Origin of the sequence: Cetobacterium sp. ZOR0034 (genome assembly GCF_000799075.1) — a bacterium.
GTDB lineage: Bacteria > Fusobacteriota > Fusobacteriia > Fusobacteriales > Fusobacteriaceae > Cetobacterium_A.
Genome location: NZ_JTLI01000013.1, coordinates 1 through 17629, shown reverse-complemented (window position 1 = coordinate 17629; position 17629 = coordinate 1). Strand labels below are relative to the sequence as shown.

Genomic DNA, 17629 nt, shown 5'->3' with positions numbered 1-17629 from the left:
TTTATATTTATAGAAAAGGAGAAAAACATGAGAGTAATATTACCAAGTGGAGATATAAAAGAGTTTGAAAACAGTGTAAATATGTTTGAGATTGCAAAATCAATCAGTAACTCTTTAGCTAAAAAAGCTATTGGAGCAAAAGTAGATGGAAAAGAAGTAGATATGAGCTACGTATTAGATAGAGATGCTAATATTGAAATCATAACTCCAGAAACAGAGGATGGAGAAGAGATCATAAAGCATTCAACTGCTCACTTATTGGCACAAGCAGTTATAAGATTATTCCCTGGAACAAAAGTTGCAATAGGTCCATCAATAGAGAACGGATTCTATTATGATTTCGATCCTGAAAATCAATTCACAGATGAAGATTTAGAAAAAATCGAAGCTGAGATGAAAAAAATAGTTAAAGAAAATATAAAAGTTGAAAGAATAGAAATGGTTAGAGAGGAAGCTATTGAGCACTTCAAAAACCTTGGAGAAACTTATAAAGTTGAGATAATCGAGAGTATTCCAGCTAACGAAATGTTAACATTCTATAAGCAAGGAGATTTTATCGATTTATGTAGAGGACCACATGTTCCATCTACATCTTACTTAAAAGCTTTCAAATTAAAGTCAGTAGCTGGAGCTTACTGGAGAGGGGATTCTAATAACAAAATGTTACAAAGAATCTATGGATTTGCTTTCGCAACTGAACCTCAATTAAAAGCTCACTTAAAGTTCTTAGAGGAAGCTGAAAAAAGAGATCATAGAAGATTAGGTAAAGAGTTAGAGTTATTCTTTACAAGTGACTTCGGACCAGGATTCCCGTTCTTCTTACCAAACGGTATGAAAATGAGAAATGTATTAACAGATTTATGGAGAAGAGAGCATGAGAAAGCTGGATATGAAATGATTCAAACTCCTATCATGTTAAATAAAGAGTTATGGGAAACTTCAGGACACTGGATGAACTATAGAGAGAATATGTATACATCAGAGATTGATGAAACTGAATTCGCTATAAAACCTATGAACTGTCCAGGTGGAGTTTTAGTTTACAAGCATGGAATGCATTCATATAAAGATTTACCAATCAGAGCTGGAGAGTTAGGAATCGTTCATAGACATGAGTTCTCAGGAGCACTTCATGGATTAATGAGAGTAAGAAACTTTACACAAGATGACGCTCATATATTTATGACTCCAGAGCAAATCGAAGATGAGATTATTGGAGTAGTAAACTTAATAGATAAATTCTACAGAGGGCTATTCGGATTCGAATATGCAATCGAGTTATCTACAAGACCAGAAAAAGCTATTGGATCTCAAGAGATTTGGGATAAAGCTGAATCAGCTTTAGAGGGAGCTTTAAAGAAGTTAGGAAGAGATTATAAATTAAATCCAGGGGATGGAGCATTCTATGGTCCGAAGCTAGACTTCAAAATAAAGGATGCTATCGGAAGAACTTGGCAATGTGGAACTATCCAATTAGACTTCAACTTACCAGAGAGATTTGATATCTCTTATGTTGGAGAGGATGGAGAGAAGCATAGACCAGTAATGATTCATAGAGTTGTTTATGGTTCATTAGAGAGATTCATGGGAATATTAATCGAGCACTATGCAGGAGCATTCCCAACTTGGTTAGCACCATGTCAAGTTAAGGTATTAACAATAAACGATGATGTTGTGCCTTATGCAAAAGAGTTAGTATCAATATTAAAATCTGAAGGAATCAGAGTTGAAATAGATACAAGAGCTGAATCTATCGGATACAAAATTAGAGAAGCTAACGGAAAATATAAAGTACCTGTACAATTAATTATTGGTAAAAATGAAGTTGAAAATAGAGAAGTGAACATTAGAAGATTTGGTTCTCAAAACCAAGAGTCAATGTCATTAGAAAGCTTCGTAGAGATGATAAAAGACGAAGCAACACCAAAATTTAATAACTAATTAAATTATGAGCAGGAATTTTTTCCTGCTCTTTTTCCACTTAAAAATATATTAGGAGAGAGAAATGGGAATTAGATATAGTAAGATTGAAAATAAAAATAAAAGAGAGATTGTTTTGTTAAAAGGATTGCCTTGTAAGTATGGAAAGTGTAAATTTTGTAACTATATAGAGGATAACTCAACAGATTTAGATGAGATTCAAAAAGTGAATATAGAAACTTTAGAAGAGGTAACAGGCGAATTTGGAGCCTTAGAGGTTATTAATTCGGGTTCTGTATTTGAACTTCCAGAATCAACTTTAGAAAAGATAAGAGAGGTTGTTTTAGCAAAAAATATAAAACTACTTTACTTTGAAATCTATTATGGATATAAAAATAGGTTGAATGAGATTAAAGAGTTTTTCAAAGGGATAGATATAAGATTTAGAATGGGAATGGAAACATTTGATAATGATTTTAGAATACACTCTTACGGAAAAAATTTCAAAGTTGGAACTGTTGAAATAGAGGATTTAAGTCAAAAATTATATTCTGTTTGTCTTCTAATCTGTGTTAAAGGTCAAACTAAAGAGATGATAGATAGAGATATCGAACTAGGATTGAAATATTTTAAAAGTATAACAATAAATATATTTATAAATAATGGAACTGAAGTAAAAAGAGATGAAGAGTTAGTAAAATGGTTTATTCAAAAGTATGCTCATCTACAAGATGATCCAAGAGTTGAGTTATTGATAGACAATAAAGATCTAGGAGTTTTTGAACAGTAATAATCTATTCCTAAAAAATTAGAAAAAGGATATACAGAATGAAGAGAGTAAAATACATACGAAAAATTTAATTTAGGAGGAAGATATGAAAGTAGTTATTGCGATAGATTCTTTTAAAGGTAGTTTAAGTTCTTTTGAACTGGGGAGTGCAATAGAAGAAGGAGTAAGAAAAGTATATTCGGATGCAGAGATAGTTAAAGTTCCAATAGCTGATGGTGGAGAGGGGACAGTTTCTTCATTAGTAGAAGGAACAGATGGAAAAATTGTTAAAGTTTTAGTTAATAATCCGCTGATGGAAAAAATAGAATCAAAGTATGGGATAATGGGAGATGGAACTGCAGTTATAGAGATGGCTGAAGCTTCAGGATTACCACTTATTCCAACAGAGAAAAGAAATCCTATGAAGACAACAACATATGGAACTGGAGAATTGATAAAAGATGCTATATTAAAAGGGTGTCGTGAATTTGTCATAGGAATTGGAGGAAGCGCAACAAATGATGCCGGGCTAGGTATGCTTCAAGCTTTAGGTTTTAAGATTTTAGATGAAAATAGAAACGAATTAGGTTTTGGTGGTGAGATTTTATCAAAAGTTAGATTTGTTGATTCATCATCAAAAATGAAAGAGCTAGATGATTGTAAATTTCTAATTGCATGTGATGTAGATAATCCTTTCTACGGACCAAGAGGTGCAGCAGAGATATATTCAAGACAAAAAGGTGCCACAGAAGAGATGGTTAAAGATTTAGATAAAGGATTAAAAGATTTATCTGAAGTTATAAAAAAAGAAACAGGAATCGATGTATCAAATCTTTCTGGAGCAGGAGCTGCGGGAGGATTAGGAGGAGGACTAGTTGCATTTTTAAACGGAAAATTATCTCCTGGAATAGATATGATTTTAGAAAAAGTTGGATTAGAGCAAGAGTTATCAAATGCAGATTTTGTGATAACAGGTGAAGGAAGATTAGATCTTCAAACAGCAATGGGGAAAGCTCCTGTAGGTGTAGCAAAGATAGCTAAAAAATTTGATATACCAGTTATAGCTTTAGCTGGAGGATTAACAGATGATGCTGTTCAAACTCATGAAAAAGGAATAGATAGTTTCTTTTCAATAATAAATTATCCAATTTTATTAGAAGAAGCTATGAAAAAAGAGATCGCATATAAATTTGTAAAAGGAAATTCAGAAGAGATATTTAGATTGATTAAAGTTTGTGAGAAAAAATATTCTAAGTAGTAGGGAGGAAAAATGACAGCATTTGGAGCAGTATTAGGACTAATAATTGCAATAATTTTAATTATAAGAAAAGCTAATCCAGCATATAGCTTGATATTAGGAGCCGTTATAGGTGGGTTAGCAGGAGGAGTATCTCTTCCTGAAACGGTAAATTTAATGATAAGTGGAGTAAAGGATGTTACTCCAGCGATTGTTAGAATCTTAACAGCGGGTATATTAGCAGGAATACTTATAAAAACAGAAGCAGCAACAAAAATAGCGGAAACAATAATAGATAAGTTAGGTGAAAAAAGAGCAATCTTAGCACTTGCGTTATCAGCGCTTATATTAACAGCAATAGGTGTATTTATTGACGTTGCTGTTATAACAGTGTCACCAATAGCTTTAGCTATAGCAAGAAGATTGAAAATGTCAAAAATGGCCATGCTATTAGCTATGATTGGAGGAGGAAAATGTGGAAATATAATATCTCCAAATCCGAATACAATAGCATCAGCTGAAAATTTTGGGGCTTCACTTTCGTCAGTTATGTGGGTAAATATAGTTCCAGCATTGATAGGTTTAATTGCAACGATTTTAATAGCAAATTTGTTGGTTGAAAAAGGAGAAAAAGTTATAGAGATAGAAAATATTGAAGAAAAAGGAGAGTTGCCATCATTCTTTGGAAGTATTGTAGGACCTCTTGTGACAATAACTTTACTGGCTCTAAGACCGATAGCTGGTATAAATGTAGATCCTCTTATTGCTTTACCAGTAGGTGGTTTAGTTGGAATAGTTTTCATGGGAAAAACAGCGAAATTAAAGGAATCTATGGAGTATGGACTTCAAAAAATGTCTGGAGTGGCAATTCTTTTAGTAGGAACAGGAACGGTAGCTGGAATAATTAAAAACTCTACATTGAAAGATGTTATACTTTCTCTGTTAGGAAAAGCTAATATAAGCGATAGACTTATTGCACCGATAGCAGGGGCATTAATGTCTGGAGCGACGGCATCAACAACAGCAGGAGCAACAATAGCATCAGCAACTTTCTCGGGTGCAATTTTAGCAGCAGGGGTTAGTGCTGTTTGGGGTGCGGCAATGGTGAACTCTGGAGCAACAGTTTTAGACCATCTACCTCATGGGTCATTTTTCCATAGTACAGGTGGAGCGTGCAGTATGAAATTAGAAGAGAGATTAAAGCTAATACCGTATGAATCTGCAATTGGATTTGTATTAGCTTTATCTTCATTTTTAACATATTTAGTAATAGGATAGAGTGTAAAAAAAGCTGGATAAATTTCCAGCTTTTTTATATATCAATATCTTCTCTAAAAATTTCCTTTACATCTCCTGGATTCATTCCGTCGAGAGTTAAATTTCCAAATTGAACTCTTTTTAGATAGATAACTTTATTTTTTACAGCTTTAAGCATTTTTTTTACTTGATGATATTTTCCTTCTGTAATTGTTAAATGAATACTTTTAGAAGTTAAATACTCAACTTTACTTGGAAGAGATGTATAATCAGTATCTAATTTTACTCCTGTTTCAAGAGCTAAAATATCTTCTTCAGAAATTTCTCTATCTAATTCGACATAGTATGTTTTTTCCATCTTTTTATCTGGGTGAGCCATTGTATAACTTAAATCACCATCACTTGTAAAAAGCAAAAGTCCTTCAGTATCTTTATCGAGTCTTCCAACAGGTGAGACAGATCTTTTATCTATAAAGTCAGGGAGAAGTTCAGCAACAGTTTTTTTATTCATATCCTCCATTGCGGTTATGTAACCAGCAACTTTATACATAATATAGTATTTTAGTTCTTTTTTCTTAGGAATAACTCCGTCGAAAGTAATGGTATCTATTCCCCATTCAACTTCAGTTGCATCATTTACCTCAACTAACCCATTAACAGTGACTCTGCCTTCAGCAACAGCTTTCTTTATCTTTCTTCTACTAGCCACACCACATTCAACTAAGTATTTTTCTAATCTTAATTTCAACTTTAATTTCAACCTCACAAATTTTATTTTCTATCATAAGATGGTAACATATTTTTGATATTTTTGCAAAAGAGACTATTTTTTTTGGACAAATTATGTTAATTTATATATATGTTAAACAATAAAGAGGTTTTGGGAGGAAAGATGAGTTTTTTATTAGAAAAGTTTTTACAATATGTGCAGATTGATACAACAGCGGATGCTAAGAGTAAAACATGTCCGAGTACAGAGATTCAGTGGGATTTAGCTAAAGTAATAGTTAAAGATTTAGAAGAGATTGGATTAGTGGATATATCATTAGATGAAAATGGATATATTATGGGGACGCTACCATCAAATTCGAAAAAAGAGATTCCAACAATTGGATTTATAGCTCATATGGATACAGCACCATCGTTTAACGGAACAGATGTTAAACCTAGAATAATAGAGAAATATGATGGAGAAAATATAGTTTTAAATAAAGAATTAGATATCGTTATGCAAACTAAAGATTTTCCAGAGTTAAAAAAATATATAGATCAAACTTTAATTGTAACAGATGGAACGACTCTTTTAGGAGCGGATGATAAAGCTGGAATAGTAGAGATTATGACAGCTTTAAAATTTTTAAAAGATAATCCAGAGATTGAGCATGGAGAGATTAAAATAGGAATAACTCCTGATGAAGAGATTGGAAGAGGAGCAAATCTATTTGATGTAGAAAAATTTGGGGCAAAGTTTGCATATACGATTGATGGTGGAGAAATTGGAGAATTAGAGTTTGAGAATTTCAATGCAGCTTCAGCAAATATAGTTATTAAAGGAAGAGATATACATCCAGGAGCTTCAAAGAACAAAATGATAAATGCGATGTTATTAGCTATGGAATTAAATGCGATGCTTCCTGTTAGTGAAAGACCAGAATATACAGAAGGATATGAAGGATTCTTCTTATTAACAAATTTTAAAGGAACAATTGAGTTAACAGAGATAGATTATATAATAAGAGATCATTCGAAAGAGAAGTTCTTAGAAAAGAAGAGTTTGATAGAGAACGCAGTAAACTATTTAGCAGGAAAATATTCTGATGCTGAGCTTATTTTAACAATGACAGATAGCTATTATAATATGAGAGAGATGATAGAACCAGTTTATCATATTGTGGATTTAGCCAAAGAAGCTATGTTAGAAGTTGGAGTAAAGCCGATTATAAAGCCAATTAGAGGTGGAACTGACGGAGCTAGATTATCGTTCAAAGGATTACCTTGTCCAAATATATTTACAGGTGGACATAATTTCCATGGAAAATTTGAGTTTATACCTTTCCAATCTATGGAGAAATCAGTACAAGTAATTTTAAAAATTGTAGAAATTATGACGAGATAGTATTCGAGGAGGAAAAATGAAAACATATCATTTTTTAGTTAAAGGTAGGGTTCAAGGTGTTGGATATAGAATAACTACTCAGCTTAATGCTCAAAGACTTGGAGTTAAGGGTGTTGTAAGAAATTTATCTAATGGTGACGTGGAAGTTTTTGCTCAGGGAGAGGATATTATTATTCAAAACTTTAAAAAGTATTTAAAAATAGGTTCGATAATGAGTAAAGTTACGAGTATCGAGGAATCTATTTTGGATACTGAAAAGTTTGAAGAGTTCAAAAGTAAATATTAAAAAGCGATAGAAATCTATCGCTTTTTTTTATATTTCTTCTACATTTTCAGGGAAAAGAATATTGTTTAAAAGCATTGCTAAATCAGCAGCACTACACTCAACAATATGAGCTGTTATAAGCTCTTCATCATATCCATCAATATTAAAGAAAACTCTATCATTGTTAAGGAAAATCTCTTTTACAATTCCGGCTCCAACTTTATATGCTCCAGAAGCTTTAGAAATAGCTAAAACTTCGTATTCATCCTCTGTAATAGATAAAGTTTTTACATTTAAATGTTTAAGGTGATCTTTAACTAATTCTTCAGACTGCACATAAAAATCTTCTAAAATTTTAACATATCTATCTTTTTTTATAAGTTTATCAGCTAAAACAGCTAAAGAGAATGAATGGAAAATATCTTCAATGCTATAAGCCGAAGGAACCATATCTTTATTTTTTAAAAAAATCTCGATACCGTGTTCTCCCTCTTTTATTGTTTCTATAATTGGAGTTTTACTACCGTCTAAATAGTCGATAGCATCAACCTCTAAATTTAAGACAGATAGTTTTTTTGCCTTTTCTTTTTTCATTAATGATTCGAATTCAGTTTCAATTTTGTCATAGAAATTAACAATAAAGTTGTTGAAAAAGTTTTCTTTCATAATATAATCACCACCATCATTTTTTAGATATTATAACATAAAATCTATGATATAATATATAGAAGATAAAAAAATTAGTGAGGTATATAAAATGATAATTTGTCCAGTTTGTAATAAGAAAATGCAAAAGATTGAAAGAAAATATATATGTGAAGGAAATCATAACTTTGATGTCTCGAAATTTGGACATGTAAATTTATTATTGTCTAATCAAAAAAATAGTAAGCTTCCAGGAGATAGTAAAGAGATGGTTTTAAGTAGAAAAAACTACTTAGAGAAAGGTTATTATGAAGGTATATCAAATGGAGTAAATGAGATAGTGAAAAAAGAACTCGGAGAAAAGAAAGATATAAAAATTTTAGATATAGGTTGTGGAGAAGGTTATTACACAAATAGATTAAAAAATTTTTTAAATGATCTAGGTGTAAAAAATGAGATAGTGGGAATAGATATATCAAAGGAGGCTGTTATATCTGCAGCAAAATCATATAAAAATATAGAATGGATTGTTGCTAGTGCAAGCTCTTTACCAATAGAAGATGAATCTTTAGATTTTATAATATGTATGTTTGCTAAAATAATCCCAGAAGAAAAAATGAGAACTTTGAAAAAAGGTGGAAAGCTAATAATAGTTTCGACAGGAGAAAATCATCTTTTAGAATTGAAAGAGGTAGTTTATGATGTTGTTAGAAAAGAGTTTTATTCACCGATTGAAGATTTAAATATTTTCTCTCATTTAGAAAAAGTGAATGTAAAGTATCAAACAGAAATATTAGAGCAAGAGAGTATTGAAAATCTTTTCAATATGACACCATATAGATGGAGAAGTCCACAAAAAGGTGTTGAGAAATTATTTCTTTTAAATAAATTAAAAACAACAGTAGAGGTAAATATAGATATTTTTGAAAAAAAATAAAAAAATAAAACTTTTTTGAGAAGACTCGCGTCAAAAAAGTGTAATTAGAAAATAGTAAGTTTTTAATTACAAAAAAGACTTTATACTTAATAAAAGTATTATTTAATCCCCCCCTGTAGACGGCCTTCTATCCCCCCTAGAAGGCCGTTTCTTTTTTTTGTATTTAATAAATAGGTTGTTGCTATTTTTTTTTGTAAATTTATATTGTATAATATATTAGGTCAATTTTAGGGGGGGATTAAAGTTGAAACAGATAGAAAGAATAATTTTTATTAATTTATTAACATCGTCGATAGTTTTAGGGGTTTATAATGTATTTACAGGTATTCATATAAAAACGTTGGGCTATGGAGAAAGTGTTATTGGTCAGGTTTTATCTTTAGGAAGTTTATCGATAGCTGTTGGATCGATGTTGAATGCGTACTTTAGTTCAAAAGTTGGTTTGAAAAAAACTATTTCTTTTGGTTTAGCTTTGATGTCAGTAGGTATTTTAGGAGTTGGATTCATAAAAAATCCATTTTTTATAAAAATATTTTCTAGTTTAATGGGAATAGGTTATGGATTTCCTTTTTCATCAATTGGTGTTTTATTGATAGAAAACTCAGTTGAAAATGAAAGAGTAAAGGTTTTTAGTAAGAATTTTATTGTTCAAAGCTTGGGAACGGTTTTTGCAAGTTATTTTGCAGGAATTTTGATTAAGACTTTTGGAAAGATTTTTGCCATAGATAAGGCAATTCCACTGCTTTATCTACTATGTGTTTTTATAATTTTATTAGGATTTTATCCATTATTAGGATTAAATGATATTGATAAGTTAAAAAAAAATAAAGAGAGAAATTTTTTTAAAGGTTTTAAAGAGGTAATGAGTGGAAATGCATTGAAATTTGTAGTTTACAATACTGTTATAGGATTTGGAGCAGGCTTAGTAATCCCATTTTTCAGTGTCTATTTAAAATTCGCACTTAATATAGATAATGAAAAAGTTGGAATTATAATGGGGTTATCACAATTAGGGTTGGTTTTAGGGGGATTTTTAGTACCGTATATATCTAAACTTCTTGGAAGAGAAATGACGGTTGTTGTTTGTCAGCTATTATCAATTCCATTTTTAATTTCGATAGCATTTCCGCAAGGGATTTTTGTGATGGGTTTATCATTTTTTTTAAGATCAACATTAATGAATTTAAATCAACCACTTATTCAGAATATATCTCTAGAAACTGTAGAGTATGAAAATAGAGCTTTGATGAGTAGTGTTATATCTATGTCATCTAATGCAACAAGAGCCTTAAGTATGATAGTAGCTGGATATTTAATGGAAAATGTTTCGTATACAGCGCCATATTATATAACAGTAATATTATATTTAATAGGAACCGTTATTTTTTATAGAAGTTTTAAAGCAGAAAAAAAACCATTAAGAGGAGGGATTGAATGAGTAAAAATTTTGTTCATTTGCATCTACACACAGAGTACAGTCTTCTAGATGGGGTTGGAAAGATAGATGAATATTTAGATAGAGCTAAAGAATTGAATATGAGGGCAATGGCGATAACAGATCATGGAAATATGTTTGGAGCTATTGAGTTTTATAAAAGTGCAATGAGTAGAGGAATAAAGCCGATAATAGGAACAGAAGCTTATGTTTCTGAATTTGCTATGGATAAGAAAGAGGGGCGGAATTTTCATCTTATATTATTAGCTAGAAATTTAACGGGATATAAAAATCTTTTAAAGATATCATCGACGGGATTTTTGAAGGGATTTTATTATAGACCGCGTATAGATAAAGAGTTTTTAAAAGCACATAGTGAGGGGATAATTGCTTTATCCGCTTGTATGCAGGGAGAGATATCTAGAGCTATTTTAGGAAATGAACCCGAAGAGATTATAGATAATAAGATAAATGAGTATATAGATATATTTGGAAAAGAAAATTTTTATATTGAACTTCAAGGTAATGGAGTTGAAGGTCAAATAGAACTAAATAGAGAGCTAAATAGATATGCCAAAAAGCATGGTTTAAAATGTGCTGCAACTAATGACACTCATTATGTTTATGAAGGAGATCATGTTCTTCAAGATTTAGTTATCTGTATTCAAACTGGAGCAAAAGTTGCAGATAATAATAGAATGAAGATCGAAACAAAAGAGTTATTTTTAAAAAGTAGAGCGGAGATGATAAGTTCTTTAGGAGATGAATATATCGAAGCAATTGATACAACAGAGGAGATAGCAGATAGATGTAATTTGAGTTTAGAATTTGGAGAGCTTAAGTTTCCTAAATATGAAATACCTAGTTGTGTAAAAAATTCTGCTGAATTTTTAAGAAAGATTGTTTATAAAGGATTAGCTGAAAGGTATCCAGCAGGACTAAGTGAAGAGTTATTAAAAAGAGTAGAATATGAGTTAGAAGTTATTTTGAAAATGGGATATGAGGAATATTTTATAGTTGTATGGGATTTCATAGCTTATGCGAAAGGTAAAAATATTCCAATTGGACCTGGAAGAGGTTCGGCGGCAGGAAGTTTGGTTGCATATGCATTGAAAATAACAGATTTAGATCCAATAAAATATAATCTGATTTTTGAAAGATTTTTAAATCCAGAGAGAATTTCAATGCCAGATATAGATATAGATATTTGCCAAGAGAGAAGAAGTGAAGTTATAGACTATGTTACTAAAAAGTATGGAGAGGATAAAGTTGCTCAGATTATAACTTTTGGAAGAATGAAAGCTAGAGCAGCTTTGAGAGATGTTGGGAGGGTTTTAGATGTAAATTTGGCAAAGGTTGATAAGATAGCTAAGTTGATCCCAGCATTTTCAACGTTAGCAGAAGCTTTGAGAGAAAATTCTGAGTTGAGAGAGATTTATTCTGAAGACTCTGAGATTAGAAATTTGATTGATTTATCTCAAAGATTAGAAAATAAAGTTAGACATGCTTCAATACATGCTGCAGGAGTAGTAATAACTAAAGATCCGTTAATGGATGTTGTTCCTTTATATGGAGATAATAAAGATAATACTGTATCAACTCAATATCAGATGAAAGAGTTAGAGGAGTTGGGTCTATTAAAAATGGACTTTTTAGGTTTGAGAAATTTAACAAACCTTCAAAGAACAATCGAGTATATAAAAGAGAGTAGAGGAAAAGATATAACTTTAGAGAAAATATCTTTAAACGAAAAAGAAGTTTATGATATGCTTTCTAGAGGAGATAGTCTAGGTGTCTTTCAATTAGAATCAACAGGAATAAGAAAGATTTTGATTCAATTAAAACCAGAAAGATTTGAAGATGTAATAGCTTTATTAGCATTGTATAGACCGGGTCCTTTAGGATCAGGAATGGTAGAAAGTTTTATAAATTGTAAAAATGGCTTAGAGGAGATAAAGTATCCACATGAAAGTTTAGAGAAAGTTTTAAAGGAAACTTATGGTGTTATTCTGTATCAAGAGCAGGTAATGAAAATAGCGAATATAATGGCTAACTATTCATTAGGGGAAGCAGATTTATTAAGAAGAGCCATGGGAAAAAAACAGGCTTCTATAATGGATGAAAATAGAGAGAAATTTGTTCAGAGATCTATTGAGAATGGATATACAAAAGAAAAAGCTGAGGAGATATTCTACTTAATTGATAAATTTGCAGGATATGGATTCAATAAATCCCATTCAGCGGCATATGCTCTTATAGCTTACTGGACAGCTTACTTTAAATATTTTTATCCAGAGGAATACTATGCATCTATAATGACATCAGAAAAAAGTAATGTTGAAAATGTAGCATTTTATATAGAGGATGCGAAAGCTCATAAAATCGATTTAAAACTTTCAGACGTGAATAATCCAGTTTCTAAATTTACAGTTGAAAATGGCGGGATAAGATTTTCTTTAGCTGCTATAAAAAATGTTGGAGAAAGTTTAGCAGAAAAAATAAAATTTGAGTTTGAAGAAAATGGAAATTTTTTAAGATACGAAGATTTTATTTATAGATTGAGAGGGCAAGGTTTAAATAAGAAAAATATAGAAGCTCTAATATACTCAGGAGCACTAGACTCGCTTCCCGGAAATAGAAAACAGAAAATAGAATCGATAGAAAAAGTTATAGATTATGCTAATAAAAAGATAAAAGAGGATGATATTCAGCAGATGAACCTATTTGGTGGAGCGAAATCTGAAATGGTAAATTTTGTTTTACCAGATCTATCTGATTTCACAGCAGATGAAAAATTGGATAAAGAAAAAGAATTTTTAGGTTTTTATTATAGTGCTCATCCCTTAGATAAATATGAGTGGTTATTAAAAAATTATAAAATGAATAAGATTTCAGAGGTAAAATTAGAAAATTCTCAGCATACAGTAAAAACTTATGGTATACTAAGGGATGTGAAAAAAATACTCACTAAAAAAACGAAAGAAACGATGTGTACCTTTATTTTAGAGGACTATTATGAACAAATATCGGGAATAATCTTTCCAAGAGAGTATAGAGATTTGATGAATATTGATTTAGAAGGAAAAGCCGTTTTAATAGATGGAACAGTTCAGGTAGATTATTTTAATGGAAATGAAAATAAAAAAATAGTTGTAAAAGATATAAAATCACTGAATTCGATAGAATTTACAAAAAGAAATCGGATGTATATATTGATAAATGAAAAATCAAAAGATAAATATAGTCGTTTGAAAGAGCTTCTTTTAAATAGTAAAGGAGAGGTACCTTTAAGTTTTGCTATCGACATAGATGGTAATAAAGAGGTTAAAAATTCTAAAATAACTGTAGAAATAACGCCAACTTTAATAAGAAAAATTGAAGAGTTATTGGGTGAAAAAAGTATAGTAATTAGATAAAATTACACTTGTAATGTAACCTTGAATGATTTTTTAAATTATGTTAAAATAAGTGATAAAAAACTGATGGAGGAGCTATGAAGAAAGACGAGTTTCAAATAGAAGATTTAATTAGCGTACTTAGTGAGTGTGGACTTACAGAGATTAGTTATGAGGAAAATGAAAATTTAAAAATAAAAATAAAGAAATCTCCACAAAGAAAAGTTGTAGTACCAAAAGAGGTTGTACAGCCGATTAAAGAAGTTTCAAAAAAAGAGGACAATGTAAAAAATATCTTATCAACAGGAATAGGAAAATATTTCTATGAAAATTCAGTTAAAGTTGGAGATAAAATTAAAGTTGGACAAGATTTAGGTTATATCCATGTAATGGGACTAAAAACTCCTTTAAAAGCAACTGTAGCTGGAGAGGTGTTAGAGATAACTGTAAAAGATGGTGGAGTAGTTGATTATGGTAAAGTTTTATTAAAAGTTAAGGCTACAGCAAGATAATCGGGAGGATTTTATGTTTAAAAAGATATTAATTGCTAATAGAGGTGAAATCGCTGTTAGAATTATAAGAGCAGCAAAAGAGCTTGGAATAAAAACAGTTGCTGTTTATTCAGAAGCGGATAAGGATAGCTTACATGTGAGGTTAGCAGATGAAGCTGTATGTATAGGGGGGCCTTTAAGTACAGAGTCGTATTTAAAAATACCAAATATATTAGCTGCAGCTGAGATAACAGGAGCAAATGCAATCCATCCAGGATATGGATTCCTATCTGAAAATGCTAGATTCGCAAGAATATGTCAAACTCATAATATAACTTTCATAGGACCAAGTCCAGAAGCGATTGAAAGTATGGGAGATAAAGCTACAGCAAGAAAAACTGCTATTGAAAATGAAGTTCCATTGACAAATGGAACAGGAATAATTAGAAGCATAGAAGATGCAAGAAAAGAGGTTGAAGAGAGAATCGGATACCCTGTTATGATAAAAGCCACTGCGGGCGGAGGCGGAAAAGGAATGAGGCTTGCTAGAACTCCAGAAGAGTTAGAAAGCAAAATCATCGCAGCTCAGACAGAAGCAGAATCAGCGTTTGGAAATCCAGATGTGTATATAGAAAAGTTTGTTGAAAATCCTAGACACGTTGAGATTCAAATTATAGGTGACAAACATGGAAATGTAATTCACTTAGGAGAAAGAGACTGCTCGATTCAAAGAAGACATCAAAAGCTAATAGAGGAAGCTCCATCTTATAAGTTACCTTCTAAAGTTAGAAAGGCTATGGGAGAAGCAGCAGTAAAATTAGCTAAATCAATAAGTTATGATTCAGCTGGAACTTTAGAATTCTTAGTGGATAAGGATGATAACTTCTACTTTATGGAGATGAACACAAGAGTTCAAGTTGAACATACAGTTACAGAGATGGTAACAGGAATAGATATAATTAAGTTACAAATAAAAGTTGCTGAAGGAGAGAGAATAAATATATCTCAAGAAGATGTTGTGTTATTTGGTCATGCAATAGAGTGCAGAATAAATGCAGAAGATACAACAGCTGGATTTTTACCTTCACCAGGAAAGTTAGAAACTTATATCGTTCCAGGTGGACCAGGAGTAAGAGTTGATTCTCATTCATACGCAGGATATGAGATTTCACCATATTATGATTCTATGATAGGGAAGCTTATAGTTCACGGAATTACTAGAGAAGAAGCAATTGAAAAGATGAAAAGAGCATTAAATGAGTTTATTATAGAGGGAATTGATACTACAATTCCATTCCATTTAGAAGTTCTAGATAATAAAGTATATAGAAGTGGAAAAGTTACAACTAAGTTTATTGAAGAAAATTTTGAAAAAAATTAATAAATAGCTAGGAAAAAATTTAAATAAATGTAATAATATAGGTATAATATCTACGGAGGTGTTTTTATGAACGAGTTAGGAAATATAAAAATAGCAGATGATGTAGTAAAGACGATTTCAGCAAAGGCAGCACAAGATGTTTCTGGAGTTTATAAACTAGCAGGTGGAGTAGCAGATGAAGTTAGTAAAATGCTAGGAAAGAAAAGACTTACAAATGGTGTTAAAGTTGAGGTAGGAGAGAAAGAGTGTAGCGTAGAAATCTATATAATAGTAGAATACGGATACCAAATCTCAGAAGTAGCTCAAAATGTTCAAAAGAGTGTTTTAACAGCAGTGAGTACAATGACTGGTTTAAAAGTTGTAGAGGTAAATGTTTTTGTTCAAGATGTTAAAATTTTAACAGAAGAGTTTGAGGATAGACACGAAGATATTGAGATAGTATAATAATAAAAGAGGCGTTTTGATACGCCTCTAATCTTTCTTACAGGGGTGAGTTTCTTGATAAAAAAAATAATATTTTTCTTTGCATGGATAGGAATATTTACTATGGCTGTAGCAGGGATTGGTTATATAACAATGCCACAATATTTTTCAACAATAGATACAAGCTCACTTATATTTAAAGTAGTGTTTTTTAATATATGTTTAGCTTACATATGTATATCAGTATTAAAATTATTATCAAAATTTTCAAAAGAAAAAGATTATGTTATAAAAAATGAACATGGTGCAGTACATATATCAACAGATACAGTAAAAAATCTAATTAGAGAGATACTATCAAGAGATAGTGATATAAAGGGATTAAAAATCGATTGTGGGAATAGAGGTAGCAAATACTTTATTAAATTAAATTTAGATATGATTTCAAATAATAATTTATCAACAAAAACTGTAGATATACAGAATTTAATAAAGAGTAACTTAGAAGAAAAACTAGATTTAAAGGTTGATTATATAGAGGTAAAAATTTCCAGATTATCAATAAAAAGGGATGTAATTGAATAGGAGGAGCAAAAATGATGTTAGAAAAAATTATTGAAAACTTTATTCTTAATTTTAAAAGATATCTTTATGCTGTTCTAGGATTAATATCTGGAATTCTTTTAGTTGAGTATGGAGTTTTAAAAACAATATTTATATTGATTTTAGCGTTTGTAGGATATAAACTAGGAGATAGAGATTTTCAGGAGAAGTTAAAAAAACAAATATTAAATAGATTAAAGGATTAGAAAGGAAACAGTAATGAGTAGAAGAGTAGCAAGAGAAGAGTTATTTAAAATAGTTTTTGAATCGGAGTTAACAGAAGTTAAAATAGACGAAACTTTAGAGAATTACATGCTAAGAGATGAAACTAACTTAAATACAAATGAAAAGGAGTTTATTGTAAAATACTCAAAAGGTATGGCATTAAACGATGAGAAAGTTGTAGAGACTTTAAAAAATAATATAACAGGATGGAGCTTAGAAAGAATTGGAAATGTAGAAAAAGCGTTATTAAAAATATCTACGTATGAAATTCTATTCGAAGATGTTCCAGCAGAGATTGTTGTAAATGAAGTTGTAGAGTTAGCTAAAAAATATGGAGATGAGAAATCTCACGAATTTATAAACGGAGTTTTAGCAAAAGTTGTAGCAGAGAAAAATAATTAATAGATTAGAGAGATGCCATTAGAATCTGATAGCATCTCTCTTTTTTTAATTTTTGAGGGTTTCCCAAATTTAGTGTAAATTGTAAAAATTGAATATATATATTTTACCTTCTTGGCTATTAATTTGTA

17 protein-coding genes are annotated in these 17629 nt (G+C 30.7%); 15 read left to right on the top strand and 2 right to left on the bottom strand.

Annotated features, from left to right (window positions below; all coding sequences use genetic code 11):
* The first annotated feature begins 27 nt into the window (after positions 1-27).
* The 4 genes from thrS to L992_RS03760 all read left to right on the top strand — a co-directional run bounded on the left by thrS (position 28) and on the right by L992_RS03760 (position 5204).
* Positions 28-1941 carry a threonine--tRNA ligase gene (gene thrS, locus L992_RS03775; protein ID WP_047380332.1) on the top strand — a complete coding sequence of 638 codons (1914 nt, stop codon included), beginning with the start codon at positions 28-30 and terminating at the stop codon, positions 1939-1941.
* Positions 1942-2005: 64 nt separating this feature from the next.
* Positions 2006-2710, top strand: coding sequence for a radical SAM protein (locus tag L992_RS03770; RefSeq protein WP_047380334.1), 705 nt, complete (start codon positions 2006-2008; stop codon positions 2708-2710).
* Positions 2711-2795: 85 nt separating this feature from the next.
* Positions 2796-3947: a glycerate kinase gene (locus L992_RS03765; RefSeq protein WP_047380335.1), complete on the top strand. Its 1152-nt coding sequence runs from the start codon at positions 2796-2798 to the stop codon at positions 3945-3947.
* Between the two features lie 12 nt (positions 3948-3959).
* Positions 3960-5204 carry a GntP family permease gene (locus tag L992_RS03760; protein ID WP_047380336.1) on the top strand — a complete coding sequence of 415 codons (1245 nt, stop codon included), beginning with the start codon at positions 3960-3962 and terminating at the stop codon, positions 5202-5204.
* 34 nt (positions 5205-5238) lie between these two features.
* On the opposite strand, the gene L992_RS03755 is transcribed toward L992_RS03760, so the two are convergent.
* On the bottom strand, positions 5239-5931 hold the full coding sequence (locus tag L992_RS03755; RefSeq protein WP_047394516.1) for a pseudouridine synthase: 693 nt from the start codon (positions 5929-5931) through the stop codon (positions 5239-5241).
* Between the two features lie 144 nt (positions 5932-6075).
* Here L992_RS03755 and pepT point away from each other — a divergent pair, with 144 nt between their 5' ends.
* A complete protein-coding gene (gene pepT, locus L992_RS03750; RefSeq protein WP_047380338.1) occupies positions 6076-7299 on the top strand; it encodes a peptidase T in 1224 nt (407 codons plus the stop codon).
* 16 nt (positions 7300-7315) lie between these two features.
* The gene (locus L992_RS03745; RefSeq protein ID WP_047394514.1) at positions 7316-7585 is read left to right on the top strand and encodes an acylphosphatase; all 270 of its coding nucleotides are present in this window, start codon (positions 7316-7318) and stop codon (positions 7583-7585) included.
* 27 nt (positions 7586-7612) lie between these two features.
* Here the strand turns inward: L992_RS03745 and L992_RS03740 are convergent, their stop codons facing one another.
* Positions 7613-8230 (bottom strand): hypothetical protein, encoded by a 618-nt coding sequence (locus L992_RS03740; RefSeq protein ID WP_047394511.1) that lies wholly within the window; start codon positions 8228-8230, stop codon positions 7613-7615.
* Positions 8231-8321: 91 nt separating this feature from the next.
* On the opposite strand from L992_RS03740, the gene L992_RS03735 reads away from it, so the two are divergent.
* The 9 genes from L992_RS03735 to nusB all read left to right on the top strand — a co-directional run bounded on the left by L992_RS03735 (position 8322) and on the right by nusB (position 17501).
* Positions 8322-9146: a methyltransferase domain-containing protein gene (locus L992_RS03735; RefSeq protein ID WP_047394509.1), complete on the top strand. Its 825-nt coding sequence runs from the start codon at positions 8322-8324 to the stop codon at positions 9144-9146.
* A gap of 244 nt (positions 9147-9390) precedes the next feature.
* Positions 9391-10584, top strand: coding sequence for an MFS transporter (locus L992_RS03730; RefSeq protein WP_047394508.1), 1194 nt, complete (start codon positions 9391-9393; stop codon positions 10582-10584).
* A complete protein-coding gene (locus L992_RS03725; RefSeq protein WP_047380348.1) occupies positions 10581-13997 on the top strand; it encodes a DNA polymerase III subunit alpha in 3417 nt (1138 codons plus the stop codon). The genes L992_RS03730 and L992_RS03725 overlap by 4 nt, the downstream gene beginning before the upstream one ends.
* Positions 13998-14074: 77 nt before the next feature.
* Positions 14075-14488 (top strand): biotin/lipoyl-containing protein, encoded by a 414-nt coding sequence (locus L992_RS03720; RefSeq protein ID WP_047394506.1) that lies wholly within the window; start codon positions 14075-14077, stop codon positions 14486-14488.
* 13 nt (positions 14489-14501) lie between these two features.
* Positions 14502-15848 (top strand): acetyl-CoA carboxylase biotin carboxylase subunit, encoded by a 1347-nt coding sequence (accC, locus tag L992_RS03715; RefSeq protein ID WP_047380352.1) that lies wholly within the window; start codon positions 14502-14504, stop codon positions 15846-15848.
* A 66-nt stretch (positions 15849-15914) separates the two neighbouring features.
* Positions 15915-16292: an Asp23/Gls24 family envelope stress response protein gene (locus L992_RS03710; RefSeq protein ID WP_047380355.1), complete on the top strand. Its 378-nt coding sequence runs from the start codon at positions 15915-15917 to the stop codon at positions 16290-16292.
* Between the two features lie 54 nt (positions 16293-16346).
* The gene (amaP, locus tag L992_RS03705) at positions 16347-16856 is read left to right on the top strand and encodes an alkaline shock response membrane anchor protein AmaP (protein ID WP_047380357.1); all 510 of its coding nucleotides are present in this window, start codon (positions 16347-16349) and stop codon (positions 16854-16856) included.
* Positions 16857-16867: 11 nt separating this feature from the next.
* Positions 16868-17080 carry a DUF2273 domain-containing protein gene (locus L992_RS03700; RefSeq protein ID WP_047380359.1) on the top strand — a complete coding sequence of 71 codons (213 nt, stop codon included), beginning with the start codon at positions 16868-16870 and terminating at the stop codon, positions 17078-17080.
* 13 nt (positions 17081-17093) lie between these two features.
* Entirely contained in the window at positions 17094-17501 is a 408-nt protein-coding gene (gene nusB / locus L992_RS03695) for a transcription antitermination factor NusB (protein WP_047380360.1), read from the top strand.
* Positions 17502-17629 lie beyond the last annotated feature (128 nt).